Origin of the sequence: Gordonia bronchialis DSM 43247, from assembly GCF_000024785.1 — a bacterium.
Lineage (GTDB): Bacteria > Actinomycetota > Actinomycetes > Mycobacteriales > Mycobacteriaceae > Gordonia > Gordonia bronchialis.
This window is the reverse complement of the sequence record NC_013441.1, coordinates 4021603-4035577: the sequence shown is the minus strand read 5'-3', so window position 1 is coordinate 4035577 and position 13975 is coordinate 4021603. Positions and strand designations below refer to the sequence as shown.

The window sequence follows — 13975 nt, the reverse complement described above, 5'->3', positions numbered from 1 at the left end:
CGTCGTCTTCGTGACTTGGTTGACTGGTCGGTGTGAAGCTTCCGCCGTCCCCGCTCATCTACGAGATCAACACCTGGCCGTGGCTGACCGAGTTGGCGCGGCTCACCGGCCGCCCGGTCGATCTCGCGTCCGTACCCGACGATCAGTGGGACGCCATCGCTGCACTCGGCTTCGACGCGGTGTGGCTGATGGGGGTGTGGCGGCGCAGCCCGGCCGGGGTGGCGATCGCGCGGGCCGACAAGCTGCTGATGGAGTGGTTCGCGCGGTCGCTGGACGACTTCACCGACGACGACGTCGTCGGATCGCCGTACTGCGTGTGCGACTACGTCGTCGACGATCATCTCGGCGGTGATGACGCGCTGGCCGTCGCGCGAGAGCAACTCGCCCGGCGCGGCGTCGGGCTCATCCTGGACTTCGTCCCCAATCACGTTGCCCTCGACCATCCCTGGACGGCACAGCCCGAGTGGTTCATCCGTGGCAGCGCCGACGATCTGGAGCGTGATCCGCACTCGTATGTGACCGTCGACGGGGGTGCGGTGCTGGCCAATGGGCGTGACCCGCACTTCCCGGCGTGGCGGGACGTGGTTCAGGTGAACGCCTATGCGCCCGGTCTGCGCGCGGCCGCGGCCGACACGCTGCGGCAGATCGCCGGACGATGCGACGGGGTGCGCTGCGACATGGCGATGCTCATGATGAACGACATCGTCGCGCGGACCTGGGGCGAGGCAGCCGGCGCGATCCCCGACGCGGACTACTGGCCGCCGATCATCGACGCAGTCCGGGCCGGGCACCCAGGTTTTGTATTCATCGCCGAGGCGTACTGGGGTACCGAGGCGGCGCTGGCCGCACAGGGATTCGACTTCTGCTACGACAAGACGCTCTACGACGTGCTCGCCCACGACCCGGCTCGATTACGGCCGACGCTCGGAGCTGACGGGCGAACACCGCAGCGACTGGTGCGGTTCATCGAGAACCACGACGAGGACCGGGCCGCGGTCGTCTTCTCCGACCGTGACCGGATGGCCGCGGTCACCGCGCTGACCCAGGCGGGGGCACGGTTGGTGCATCAGGGGCAGATGGAGGGCCGTCGGGCCCGGGTCCCGGTGCAGCTGAGGCGGTTTCGCGATGAACCCGTCGACGCCGACCGCGCAGTCTTCTACCGTGCGCTGCTCGCGGCGCTGGCCGATCCGGTGTTCTCCCACGGTGAGTGGCGGCTGTGCGACGTGCGCGGCTCGTCGGATGCGGTGGTCGCGTGGGAGCGGGCCGGCCAGACCCGCTGGGTCGTCGCCGTCAATGTCGGAGACCGGCCGGCGACCCTGACCCTGGCGGGCTTCGCCGACGTACCGGTTGTGGAGAGCCCGCTCACCGGCGAGCAGGTCCGGGTGTCGCCGGACGGGGTGCTCGCGGTTTCGCTGATGGCGTGGGGCTGGCAGCTTTACCGGGCCCGGCCGGGGTCCGGTGCGGCACCTGTCGGCCGATCGGATTAGTTCTACCGAGGGATTGACCCTGGTCAGGGCCGGATGCCAGGGTGAGCCGTGAGCGTGATCAGTGCGGCGGGGGTGCCTTCGGCGGCCGATGGTGGCGCGGTCGAGGTGTCGCGGTCGCTGTCGGCGCGGGCCGGTGCGGCCGCCCGCGTGCTGTTCGTTGGGGATGAGACCGAAGGCGATCGGGCCCGGGTTCAGCGGATCGGGGCGAGATTCCTCGGTGCCGGTCTCGTCGGGTATCTGCTCGTGTCGATCGGGACGATCACCGCGACCACCTCGCTGACCGCGCCCTGGTGGCCGCCGGTGAGTGTGCTGCTGTGTATCGGGCCGGGGCTGGCGCTGATCGTCGCGAGCTTCCGTCCCGGCACCGCCTGGCTGATGCCCCTGGCCGTGATCACCGCGCTCGGCTACCTGCTGGCGGTGGCTCTGTGGTTCGTGGCCTGGACGGGGGCCACCACCCCCGGTCCCGAAGATGCGGCCGTCTGGCTCATTTCCTTCCCGGGCATGCCGAGCATGGTGCTCACCATCGTCGCGCCACGGTGGGGTGTGGTGAACCTCGTGGTCGCCTGCGCGGCGGTGAACACCGCACAACAACTCGGACGATTCGGCGACGTCAATGCCGACCTGCCCGTCGAGATACTGTGGGCGTGCGCGTTCACCGGGGTGTTCCTGGCCGTTGCACATGTTGCGGTACGGACCGGACGCACCCTGGACGAGACGCGTGCCGACACCTACCGCAGTGTCGCCGAGGCCGCGGCCGGCGCGGCTCGAGAAGCGGAGAAGGCACGACTCGACGGGATCATCCACGACCGCATCATCGCGTCGCTGCTCGCCGTGCGGCCGGGCATCCCCGACCAGCGCCTCGCCGACCAGGCACACTCGGCACTCGACGAGGTCGCCCGGATGGCAACCGGCGATCTCAGCCCGTCGTCGGAGACGGTGGCGCGAGACGAGGCCATCCGTCGGATCCGTTCGACGGCAGCCGACGTCACCGACCGCGTCGAGGTGGAGATCGTCACGCTGGAACCCGATCCCGACGACCCTCCCGGCGACGGCGACTACCCGGCCGACGTCATCCGCGCGGTCACCGAGGCGATGGCCGAGGCGCTGCGAAACGTGGTGCGCCACGCGGGTTCCGACGCCGCGTGCGCGGTCATCGCCCAGCTTGGCGAAGGCGTCATCAGCATGGCCGTCGTCGACGACGGACGCGGCTTCGACGCGGCGGCGATGCCCGCGGGGCGTCTGGGCATCGCGGTGAGCATTCGGAAACGGATGGCGCAGATCGACGGTGACGCCCGAATTCAGAGCCAGGTGGGTCGAGGCACCACGGTCCAGTTGGTATGGGAGCGGCCGTGATCGACTCCCCGGCGCCCGCCGCCGGCATCACCGACACCTTCGGCATCCGGTCGCGCCCGCTGGTGGCCACGATGCTGGTGTTCGCGGTGGTCTACGTGGTGGTGACCGTGTATTCGGGCGCCACCATCACCTCACCGGTCGGATGGCTGGGGCTGGCCGCCGCCTTCGGCGTCTTCGTTTGTGTGGGCTTGGTCATCATCGGGGTGGTCGACGACCCGCTCCCGTTGCGGCACACCATCTTCGTCGCGGCGGGTTCGGTGGTGGCGTTCGCGTTGGCGGTGACGTCGTTGCCGAGTCCGCCGGATCATGTGATGCAGACCGGTCCGCCGCTCGGCGCCTCGGTCATCATGCTCGCGTTCCTGGCCGTGCGTGGACGGCCACTGGCAGCGTGGCTGGCCAGCGGGGCGATCTCGGTGATCTCCACGCTGTGGGCCGCACACGCCGGGATGGGCGCGGCATGGGGTTTCGCGATCACCGTGTCGGGTTACGCGATCATGATCATGGGGTCGCTGTTCTCGGTCATGTTGCGGCCCATGACCCGTGAGATCTATGCCCTGCGCAGTGCCAACGCCGACCGGGTCGCGCGGGAGGCGGCGGTCGCGGCGACCACCGACTTTCGGGAGCAGCAGTTGATGGAGTTCGAGCGCCGCGCCCGGCCCACCCTGACCGCGATCATCGAACGCCGTGAATTCTCCGACTCCGAGGTACGTGACGCGCGGCTACTGGAAGCCCAACTGCGCGACGGTATCCGGGCGCCCGGACTCGACGATCCCGTCGTCCGGGCGGCAGCCTGGCAGGCGCGACGACGCGGCGTCACCGTGGTGTTGCTCGACGACGGCGCTCTCGTGGCGGCGACCGACGGGAGCACGATCGGCGACCGGCTGAACGAGGTGGTGGTGTCCGCATTGGCGCAGGCGACGGCGGGCCGGGTGACGGCGCGAGTTCTACCGCCGGGCCGAGACCTGTTGGCCACCATCACCATCGACGCAGCAGATCACGCCGAGCGCATCGAGGTGGGGCTCGACGGTGAGGTACGTACCGAATCGTGAGACTCAGGTGGTGCTGCTGGAGTCTCCGAAGACGATTGCCAGGATGAAGAACGCGATCATCGCGACCGTCCCCAGAATGCCGGTGATCACGCCGGCGGTGGCGGCGCCGCGGTTGGTGATCGGGACCGATGCGCGGTCGCTGGAGCGCAGGGCCACCAGCCCGAGGATGATCGCCGCCGGCCCGGTCAGCAACGCGAACCCGCACCAGCCGATGGTCAACGACACGATCCCCAAAACCAGTGAGGCGGTGGCCTTCCCGTCCGATCGCGGCATCGTCGGCCCCTGGTAGGGCGACGGGGTGTAGGAAGGCGGCGTGTAGGCCGGGCGTGACGCGGGCGTGGGAGTCGATCGCGGGCCGGGTGCGTGCGGCGCCGACCGTTGTGGCTGCGACGTCTCGACCCGCGGCTGCGGTGGACGCGACGCCGGTTGTGCCGGAGTCGGTTTGGACAACAGTGTGGCGCCCGCCGCACCTGATCGCAGGGCCGACGCGAGATCGTTCGCGAAGTGCTCACACGAGCTGTAGCGGCGCGCCGGCTCCTTGTCGAGTGCGCGCGAGAGAACCCGGTCGACCTGCCCGGACAGATCGGGCCGCTTCTCGGAGACGGGCGGGGGACTGACCGACAAATGCTGGTGGATCAGCATCGCGGCGTTGCTGTTGGCGAAGGGGGTTGCCCCGCATAGCAACTGGTAGGCGGTGCAGGCAAGCGAGTACTGGTCGGCCCGGCCGTCGAGCGTGGTGCCGGAGAGTTGCTCGGGGGAGGTGTAGGCCACCGACCCCACCGTCAGATTGGTCGACGTGATGTGCGTGTCGTCGAAGATGGGTCGTGCGATTCCGAAGTCGGCCAACAGGATTCGACGCTTCACCGACGGTTTGTCGGCGGCGCCGGCGATCAGGATGTTCGCCGGCTTCACGTCGCGGTGCAGAAGGCCCTGGCCGTGGGCGTAATCGAGCGCGTCGGCCACCGCCGAGATCACCGCGACCACGTCGCCGGCCGGAAGTCCGCGCGGATGCGAGTTCAGCAGATACGACGCGTCGGTGCCGTCGACGTACTTCATCGTGATCCACAGCTGACCGTCGGCCTCACCGCGGTCGAAGACGCTGACGATGTTGGGATGATCGAGGGTGGCTGCGACGTCGGCCTCACGGGTGAACCGCTTGCGGAACATCGGATCGCCGGAGAGTCCCGGTGGCAGGATCTTGAGCGCGTCCTGGCGGGGGAGGCGCGGGTGATCGGCGAGATAGACCTCGCCCATCCCGCCGGCACCGAGTTGGCGGACGATGCGATAGCCGGCGAAGGACTGGCCAGGCAGCAGCGGCATGTCAGAGCCGCCCGTGGCGAGAGTTGTGGGGGCGAAGGTCGTGGGGCCGACCGTCGTGGGATCGGTGAGGTGCGGCTTCAGGTCGGCACATGACAGTCAGCTTAGTGGTCCCCACGGCACATCCGTCTGGGGTCTTCGGCGTTGGATGGCCCCGCGTGCCCGGCAGATCAGCGTCCGGCCAGGGCCTTGGCGAAGACCGGCCATGACCGACGCAACTGGTCCTGCCAATACCGCCACGAATGCGTTCCGGTGGGCGGCAGATCAACGGTGGCGGGGATGCGCAGTCGCCCGAGACGGTCGAGTAGCTGCACGGTACACGCCATGGTCCCCACCTCTATACCCCCGCCGACAACGATCTGGTCGGCAAGCGTCGATGGATCGCGCACATATCGCGGCGTGTCATGGGCCCCGGGCAGACCACCGGCGTTCGCGATATACAGCGCGATACCGCGCAGTCTTTGCGCGTTGAGGACCGGGTCATGCGCACGCCAGGCCGGCCCCCCGAAGGGACCCCACATGTTCTGTGCGTCGCCGCCACCACGGGTCTCCACCACCAGCCGCACGGTCGCCTGACCGAAGGGGGATCGATCGGGACGTAGCCCGCCCCTGTCTTGGCCACCGCCCAGATGGCGACGGACAACCGCACCGATCGTCCGATGGCCAACGCCACCAACGATTCCGGACCGATGCCACGCTCGACGAGCCAGTGTGCTAGCCGACCGGACTCCCGGTCGAGTTCGGCGTACCGCCGAGAACCGACGCGGGATCGTCGGGTTCGCCGAGGACGGCACGCTGCCAGAGCGCGAAGTCGGCGAACTGTACCGCGAGCGGCGCGAAGTCCGGCTTCCTACCACGGCGACGCGCATCATAGGCTGCCGCCAGGTCGGCCAGTAGCGGCCGCAGCGATTCCCCGTCGGTCGCGATGTGATGGATCACCACCGCGAGGAGATGGTCGTCGGCCTCGATGCGTCGGATCCGCACCCGGATCGGCCACCGACGGGCGAGGTCGAATCCCTCGCTGACCGCGCCACCGAGTTCCTCGTCGGAACCGACGACGGCCCAGTCGAGTCGGCGGTCGACCAGATCGGCATCATCGACGATCTGTACGGGAATGCCGTCCGGCGCCGGGAATCTGGTGCGCAGGATCTCGTGGCGCATCACCACATCGATCACCGCAGCCCGCAGCGCGCTCACCTCGAGCGCTCCGGACAACCTAAGCACCATCGGCACGTTGTAGGTGCCCGAGGACGGGTCGAAGTGGTTGATGAACCAGATACGTTGCTGCGCCGGTGACAGCGGAATCCGTTCGGGGCGAGGGACCACCGGAGACAGTGCCATCGACGTTCCGGCGCGGTCACCTACCGCATCGACCAGCCCGCGCACCGACGGATGCTCGAAGACGTCACGGACCGACACCTCGACCCCCATGGGGTCGAAGAGAAATTGGGAGGCGGCGAAATCGGCGAGACCATTGTGGGAGACACTGACCCCCTTGGGACGTCCCGTCGACCCGGAGGTGTAGATGACGTAGGCGACGTTGTCCGGACGGACCGGCCCGGTGTCCGGGACCGCCTGCGGCCGTCGGGCGATGCCGGCGACGAACTCCGGTGCATCGATGGGGACCCAGCGGAAACCGTTGTCGGGCAACGCGCCGGACTCACCAACGCACAATCCGAGGATCGCACCGGAGTCGGCGACCATATTCGCCACCCGTTCCTGCGGATAGTCCGGTGCGGTTGGAAGCCGGGGATGCGCCGGTGGTACTGGGATTCGCGTCGCCGAGTTTCGACGCCTCGGTTCTCGAGTACCTGTTGGCGACGACCAACGGGGGGACGGTGGTGTACCGACCCGCCGAAGCGCTGGGCGGTCCGCCGCTGGCCGAGTTCATGGCCCGGCAACGAGTCACCCACACCTTCCTGACACCGTCGGTGCTGGCCAACGCTCGACCCGTCGAAGCTGCCGTCCCTGCGTTCGCTGGCGGTCGGCGGCGAGCCCGTGGGCCGGGCTGTGGTCGATACCTGGGCGCCGCACACTTCGGTCCGAAATCTGTACGGCCCCACCGAGACCACCATCGGTGTCACTATCGGCAACGCGCTGATGCCCGGCGACCGGGTCCGCCTGGGCTCGCCGGTGAGCGGGGTGCGACTGATGGTGCTCGACGAGCGGCTGCACCCCGTGCCCGCCGGCGTGCCGGGCGAGTTGTATGTGAGCGGACCGGCGTTGTCGCGCGGGTATCTGGACCGCCCAGGCCTCACCGGTTCGCGTTTCGTCGCGGGCGTGTTCGGTCATGAGGGTGACCGCATGTATCGCACGGGTGACGTGGTGCGGTGGTGGCCCGACGATGAAGGCGGAGCTCATATCGAGTACGAGGGCCGCGAAGACGACCAGATCAAGGTTCGTGGTCTCCGCATCGAACCCGGCGAAATCGAGGCGGCGTTGGTCGAGAACGCGTCGGTCGACGCGGCCGCGGTGATCGCCGTCGGGGCCGGGATGACAAGTTCACTCGCGGCCTATGTGGTCGTCGATCCCGACCATTGTGTCGAGGTCGGCGAGCTGCGGATATGGCTCGCGTCTCGGCTGCCCGCACATCTGGTGCCGGAGACCATCACCGTTCTGGATGCTCTGCCGCTGACACCGGTGGGCAAACTGGATCGGCGCCGGCTACCCGAACCCGTCGTGGAGGCCGCTGAATACCGTTCCCCGGCAACGGAGCTCGAGGCGCGAGTGACAAAGGCCTTCGGTGACGTCCTCGGTCTGGAGCGGGTGTCGGTCACGTCATCGTTCTTCGAGATCGGCGGCAATTCGCTGGCGGCGACCCAGGTGCTCGCACACCTACGCCCACATCACCCCGACATGCAGGTGTCGTGGGTGTTCCGCGAGCCCACGGTACGCGGGTTGGCCGGTCTCCTGGCCGCTGACAGCACAGCCCACAGTGCGCGGCGTGATGTGCTGCTGACCCTACGTTCCGAGGGCCGTCGCGCACCGCTGTTCTGCGTCCATCCGGCCGGCGGTCTGGCCTGGTTCTACGGCGGTCTCGTCAGATACCTGCCCGACCGCCCGGTATACGGCCTGCAGGACCCCTACGTGGTGTCCGGCGACGAGCAGGCGGGTAGCGTCGAAGAGCTTGCCCAGCGGTATCTTTCGGAGATCCGGCGGGTCAGGCCACACGGCCCCTACCACCTGCTCGGCTGGTCGCTCGGCGGATACGTCATCCACGAGATGGCCGTCCGGCTGGAGGCAGCAGGGGAAGAGGTCGGCTTCGTCGGAGTGATGGATGCGTCCCCGGGTGCTGCCGACCTGGAGGCCGGCCGGATTCACCCCGGAGGTCAGGTGGCCGCCGACGCTCTGGCCGGCTGGCGCGATCTCTTCGACCTGGGACCCGACGTGGTCGCCTCCGGCCCCGAAGAGGTCGCAGAAGTGGTGCGCGAGCAGATCGCCGCCACCGGATTGCTCGGCGCCGATGAGGTGGCGCGTGTGATGAACAGCTTCGAGCACGCCGCACAGATCGTGGCCGATCACGATCCACGTACTGGTCTGTCGGTGCCGATGGTCGTGTTCACGGCCACCCGCGACAAATCGGAGCCCGGCCGGATCGCGCGCGGCTGGGAGGCGGTCGTGGACGGCGGGGTCCGGAATGTCGATGTCGACGCCACCCACCTGGGGATGGCCGAGGAACGTGCGCTCGAGGTGATCGGTCCCGAGATCGGGGCCGCGCTCGCCGCGCACGAACACAACAGAGGATCACGAGGAAAGGATCAGAGATGACCAACCCGTTCGACGACGACAACGGTAGGTTCTACGTGCTGGTGAACCATGAGAACCAGCATTCGCTGTGGCCGGTCTTCGCGCCTGTGCCGGCCGGGTGGTCAACGGTGTTCGGCGAGGATACCCGTGCCGCCTGCCTCGCCTATGTGGAAGAGAACTGGACCGATCTGCGACCGGCGAGCCTGATCGAGGCGATGACCTCGGACGGCCGCCGATGACGCGGCCTTCCCGCAGTGAAGGATGGGCTACGAGCGGACTTCGCCTCTGAGCCAGGACAGGATCTCCGGGGTCACCGCATGTGTCGACGGCACATAGTCGGGGTTCTTCTTCTGGAACGCGGCAACCAGCGGGCAGACCCCGACGATCGTGAGGCCCGCGGCACGGGCGGCGTCGAGGGCCTCGCGGACGAGGATCGTGCCCAGCCCGCGACCGCCGAACTCCTCGGCGACCTCGGTGTGGAAGAAGACGCGTTCCACGGCGTCGTCACCGGTGCGGTCGCGGTATTCGGTGAAACCGGCGAGACGGCCGCCGACGCTGATCTCGTAGCGCTGCTCGTCGGGGTTGTGGGTGACGTCGGCTTCGGCTCCGGTCTTGTCTGTGGGCACGGGTTTAGACTACCCGTGGCGAGACTCACGACGGTCGAAAGTGCCTCACCCAGAACGAAAACCGTTGTCGGGCCAGACACTGCCTCATGCGGATAGAGGCGAGTCACGACTGGTGACGGTCCACAATCGTGCAGGCCGCCAACGTCGGGTGTCCGGGTCGAACGGTTTGAGCACGATCCAGGCGATCGTCAGCTGGGTGTACAAGACGGGGTCCAGCAACCGCAGCATCCGCGCTTCCCGGGATCGGCCATGGCCACGAAACGTCGTGAACGCCGCTTGGCGGTACGCGCGGTTACCCCACGGGCTGACCAGGAGACGTCGGGGCGACATTTCGGCCTGAACGGACGGCACCTCGTCGACGGATCCACCGGAATCCTGTATTGCGAAATAGAGGTCGAGGTCTTCGTGCGTGCCGGGCTGGTCCAGTAGGCGGTCCTGCGCCAGAAGCCATGCGTCATGCCGAATCACCATATTTGCACCGCCGAGGGCCCGGGCCTTGCGTGGCGGGTTGTCGCGGCGGCCGTGACGCTTGGAGCGGAACCAGTTCTCCAGCGGCACATCGTAGAACCCACTGTGGCCGGCGATGGCAGCCACATCAGGATGGTCCCGCATGTACTTGGTGATCGCAGCATTCCAGTCGACATCAACTCGCGTATCGGCGTCGATTCTCGCGATGAACTGGTTGTTGGCGTGGTCGAAGCCGGTCCGCCGTGCCCAGCCGACACCCTGACGAGTCTCTTCGAGAACCCGCAACGGCATGCGATCAGCGAATGCTTTCGCAACCGCGACTGTGTCATCCGTGGAGTTGTTGTCAACAATGATGACCTCATCGACCGGCATTGTCTGGCACATCAGTCGTTCCAGACATTGGCCTATGGTGTCCTGTTCGTTGTAGACCGGAATCACCACCGTCAGACCGCTCATCACACTCAGCTCCCGTCTTGTGGTAACCAACCTCGCCTCATGGCGATCAGAGTGCCATAGGAATTGACCTTGGGCGGTGTTTGGTCAGTTGGCGACAGCGGGCCGGCCGCGTCCAGCGGACACTGTCTGAGTCAGCGGCTGGTCGCAGCTTTCCGGTAGCCCCGTAGTGCGGGGTAGGTGAACAAGATGATCAATCCGGCCGCCCAGGCGAACACGGCGATGAGGTCAGCCGTGATCGGACCCCCCGCAGCAAAGGAACGCATCACCTCGATCGCCGGTGTCATCGGCTGGTGCTCGACGATCGGCTGCAGCCAGGTCGGGTAGGCGTCGAGCGGGCTGAAGCCGGAGTTGAAGAACATCAACAGGCTCGAGATGAGGGAGAGCAGCGGGACGATCGGCGCGGTCGGACGGGCGTTGACCGCCAATGCCAGCACGAAGATCGAGAAGGCGATACCGAACAGCAAAGCAACGCCGAGGATACCGAGCACCGCCAGCGGCCCCTGTGTGAAGCGGAAGCCGATCAGGGTTCCCGCCGCCAGCAGGATGGCCGTGGTCAGCGTGACGCGGGCGATCTCGCAGATGATCCGCGAGGTCAGGTCTGCGCCGCGGTTGATCGGCAGGACATAAAGGCGTCCCAACAGCCCGGTGCCGCGTTCCAGGTTAAGCCGCACACCTGCTGCGATCGAACCGAACATGGCGCTCACGAGGATGACCAGGGGAACGGTGCCGTACGCGCTGTCCTGGCCAGTTGCCTTACCCACGGCATCGCCGAGGACCACCTTGAACATGATCATGGTGAGCGCGGGAATCAGCAGGATCTGCAGAACGGTCGCCCGGTCGCGCAGCAACACCACCAACTGCCGACGCGCGAGGACCAGGGATTGCGTGTACCACGACTTGGGTGAGCCCTCGGGCAGAGCGGTGTCCGGTGGGGGAGGCGGTGCGGCGGCGGCCGCTCGCGTCGGCGTGCGGCGGACCGGTGACGGTGTCGGTGCGCTCGCGTGGATCGACGTCATCGCTGCGCCTTCCTCATGCCCAGATAGAGCAGCACCGCACCCAGGACGAACAGACCGATAAACCACCACACCGCGGGCAGGATCACGCTGGGTGTCGCGGTGTTCTCGTTGAAGGCCCGCATCGCATTCGCGAACTGCGAGACCGGCTGGTTGCGCGCGAAGGGCGCGATCCAATCGGGAAACTGACTCTCGGGAACGAAACCGGTGGACAGCATGCCCAGGATCAGGACGGGCAGGGCCAACGCCTGGCTGGTGGCCTCCGGGCTGCTCGCGAGCAGGCCGATGCCGTCGGCGATGAGCGCGACCGCCGCTCCCACGGCCACCGCGATGGCATAGAGGCCCACGGTGCCCGACACGCCTCCCTGCGGGCGCCAGCCGATCACGAGGCACACCGCAGTCGCACAGCACAGCGCGATCGCGAGAAGGACCAGGCTGGTACTGATTCGGGCAAGTGCGGGAATGCTGATGTGCATCGGCATGGTGCGGAAGCGGGTGTTGATGCCGTGCGCTCGATCAAACGACGAGCGCATCGCCGCCGACGACGCGACGAAGGAAATCGACTGCAGGGTGATGATCGGCATCAGGAACTGCGCATAGTTCATCCCCGGGTACTGATTCATGATCGAGCGGAGCGGCAGGTAGAAACACACCGCCAGGAATGCCGGTGCGATCAGCGCGAGAATCACCTCACCGCTTCGCAGCAGACTGCCGAGGCCGCGGGCGGTCAGTGCCCACCATTGTTGACGGGAGGTGATGTGCGGTGCGTCGAGCAGATGCTCTGTGGTCACAGGGCATCCACTCGGATCGGGGGTGCCGCGCCGGTCTCCTCCCGCGACGCGCTGCCGTTGGGCGCGGTCAGGGCGAGGAAGACCTCGTCCAATGTCGGTGTCCGGAGAGCGACATCGGAGAGTTCCAGTCGTGCGTCGGTTGTGCGGCGCACGATTTCGACCAGTGCGTTGGCGCCGTCGGGCGCAGGCACACTGATGGACAGTCCGGTTGCGGGTGAATCGGGGTCATCCGGTGATTCGGCCATTCGTGCGCCGAGATCGGCGAGTACATCGCGAACCCGGACCACATCGTCGGGATCGCTCGGAGTGACCTCGTAGAACGCGGTGCCGATACTCGCCTTCAACTCGGCGGCGGTGCCGTTGGCGATGACCCGGCCCTGATCGATGACGACGATGCGATCGCTGAGGACATCGGCCTCTTCGAGGTACTGCGTGGTCAGCAGCGTGGTCACGCCCTGCTCGCGCAGACTCTCGACGAGCCGCCACACCTCCTGCCGACTTCGGGGGTCGAGTCCGGTCGTGGGTTCGTCCAAGAACACGACCTGCGGCGCGGTGACCAATCCGCACGCGATGTCTATTCGCCTGCGCATGCCTCCGGAGTACTCGCGGACCCGACGCGATGCCGCGTCGGTGAGTCCGAAGGACTCGAGGAGCTCATCGGCTCGGCGACCCGCCGCCGCTTTGCCCAGCCCGAGCAGCCGACCGAACAGGACGAGGTTCTCACGGCCGGTCAGTGCTTCATCCAGTGCAGCGAACTGGCCCGTCAGCATGATGGACCGCCGAACGGCCGCCGCGTCGTGGACCACGTCGTGCCCGTTGACCAAGGCGGTACCGGCGTCGGGACGCAGGAGCGTGCACAGCATGTTCACTGTTGTCGTCTTGCCCGCGCCATTCGGTCCGAGCAGGCCGAAGATGGACCCTTTGTCGACGGTGAAGCTGACGTCGTCGACGGCCACGTGGTCGCCGAAGACCTTGCGAAGTCCCGAGACCTCGATCGCCGGTGTTGCCGGGACGGCGACACCGCGAGGCGGGATTCGTTCTGTGTGCGCCGGATGGTCGACGACAGGAATCGGGGTGTGCTCGACCCACCCGTCCGGCTGACCGGCATGGTCTGGGTAGGGCGACGGGGGGTACGCGGGCGGGGGGTACGGCGACGGAACGTGTCCAGGGTCGGCCGGTCCGGTGGGGCGCTCATCGATGGGGGACGACGGGAACGAGCGGGTCACCGCGTCGGAGGCTGCGGTCGCACGCGGCTCATCGTGTCGGCCGGCCGCCCAGGCGGTCGTCGTCCCTTCGCGGCGGGCATGGCGTGGGGATCTCTCGCCAGACACGGGCACCCGCCACCGCCCGGAATCACCCGCGGCTGAATACACGGGCTCAAGGCCACCCGGTGGGTCGGGTGCTCTGTGGCGACCGCCGGACGCCTCGGCCATACCGCTCCTCACGTGTGCTCCTCGGACGCCAGACCCCGACGATGATGTCGCGCGACTGATGCGCATCGCCGGACACTCAGGTCCGGCGTCGACCGAACCGACTCTCAACATACGGCGTGAATGCGGCATCGGCGATGACCCGCCCCTGCGGGCGGGTCACTCGGGTTTCCTGCCTACATCGCCAGGGGCGGCACGTCGGTTACACGGCGTCCACCGACTGAGGTAATTCCGCCTC

General features: G+C 67.6%; 11 protein-coding genes and 3 pseudogenes. 5 read left to right on the top strand and 9 right to left on the bottom strand.

Going from position 1 to position 13975, the window contains the following annotated elements; genetic code table 11:
* The first annotated feature begins 32 nt into the window (after positions 1–32).
* From GBRO_RS18625 to GBRO_RS18615, 3 genes are read left to right on the top strand one after another with little or no spacing between them, the layout of a single operon-like run.
* Positions 33–1487, top strand: coding sequence for an alpha-amylase family glycosyl hydrolase (locus GBRO_RS18625; RefSeq protein ID WP_012835436.1), 1455 nt, complete (start codon positions 33–35; stop codon positions 1485–1487).
* A 48-nt stretch (positions 1488–1535) separates the two neighbouring features.
* Positions 1536–2840, top strand: a complete 1305-nt coding sequence (locus GBRO_RS18620; RefSeq protein WP_012835435.1) for a sensor histidine kinase — start codon at positions 1536–1538, stop codon at positions 2838–2840.
* Positions 2837–3889 carry a hypothetical protein gene (locus tag GBRO_RS18615; RefSeq protein ID WP_012835434.1) on the top strand — a complete coding sequence of 351 codons (1053 nt, stop codon included), beginning with the start codon at positions 2837–2839 and terminating at the stop codon, positions 3887–3889. The genes GBRO_RS18620 and GBRO_RS18615 overlap by 4 nt, the downstream gene beginning before the upstream one ends.
* A 3-nt stretch (positions 3890–3892) precedes the next feature.
* On the opposite strand, the gene GBRO_RS27570 is transcribed toward GBRO_RS18615, so the two are convergent.
* The 4 genes and pseudogenes from GBRO_RS27570 to GBRO_RS27795 all read right to left on the bottom strand — a co-directional run.
* On the bottom strand, positions 3893–5209 hold the full coding sequence (locus GBRO_RS27570; RefSeq protein WP_012835433.1) for a protein kinase domain-containing protein: 1317 nt from the start codon (positions 5207–5209) through the stop codon (positions 3893–3895).
* 167 nt (positions 5210–5376) lie between these two features.
* Positions 5377–5790: pseudogene (locus GBRO_RS18605) on the bottom strand (esterase family protein); the annotation flags it as partial.
* Positions 5790–6526 (bottom strand): annotated as a pseudogene (locus GBRO_RS27800) (condensation domain-containing protein); the annotation flags it as partial. The pseudogenes GBRO_RS27800 and GBRO_RS18605, both read right to left, overlap by 1 nt.
* Positions 6527–6652: 126 nt before the next feature.
* A pseudogene (locus GBRO_RS27795) lies at positions 6653–6952 on the bottom strand (AMP-binding protein); the annotation flags it as partial.
* Positions 6953–7204: 252 nt separating this feature from the next.
* On the opposite strand from GBRO_RS27795, the gene GBRO_RS18595 reads away from it, so the two are divergent.
* Both GBRO_RS18595 and GBRO_RS18590 read left to right on the top strand, forming a co-directional pair.
* On the top strand, positions 7205–8974 hold the full coding sequence (locus tag GBRO_RS18595) for a thioesterase domain-containing protein (protein ID WP_083775627.1): 1770 nt from the start codon (positions 7205–7207) through the stop codon (positions 8972–8974).
* A complete protein-coding gene (locus tag GBRO_RS18590; protein ID WP_012835431.1) occupies positions 8971–9192 on the top strand; it encodes an MbtH family protein in 222 nt (73 codons plus the stop codon). The genes GBRO_RS18595 and GBRO_RS18590 overlap by 4 nt, the downstream gene beginning before the upstream one ends.
* Before the next feature lie 27 nt (positions 9193–9219).
* Here the strand turns inward: GBRO_RS18590 and GBRO_RS18585 are convergent, their stop codons facing one another.
* The 5 genes from GBRO_RS18585 to GBRO_RS18565 form a co-directional block, all read right to left on the bottom strand.
* A complete protein-coding gene (locus GBRO_RS18585) occupies positions 9220–9579 on the bottom strand; it encodes a GNAT family N-acetyltransferase (protein WP_012835430.1) in 360 nt (119 codons plus the stop codon).
* 84 nt (positions 9580–9663) lie between these two features.
* On the bottom strand, positions 9664–10503 hold the full coding sequence (locus tag GBRO_RS18580) for a glycosyltransferase family A protein (RefSeq protein ID WP_012835429.1): 840 nt from the start codon (positions 10501–10503) through the stop codon (positions 9664–9666).
* A 131-nt stretch (positions 10504–10634) separates the two neighbouring features.
* A complete protein-coding gene (locus GBRO_RS18575) occupies positions 10635–11519 on the bottom strand; it encodes an ABC transporter permease (RefSeq protein WP_012835428.1) in 885 nt (294 codons plus the stop codon).
* Positions 11516–12307, bottom strand: coding sequence for an ABC transporter permease (locus tag GBRO_RS18570; protein ID WP_012835427.1), 792 nt, complete (start codon positions 12305–12307; stop codon positions 11516–11518). Before GBRO_RS18570 ends, GBRO_RS18575 begins: the two co-directional genes overlap by 4 nt.
* Entirely contained in the window at positions 12304–13533 is a 1230-nt protein-coding gene (locus GBRO_RS18565) for an ATP-binding cassette domain-containing protein (RefSeq protein ID WP_370452919.1), read from the bottom strand. Before GBRO_RS18565 ends, GBRO_RS18570 begins: the two co-directional genes overlap by 4 nt.
* Between the last annotated feature and the right edge of the window lie 442 nt (positions 13534–13975).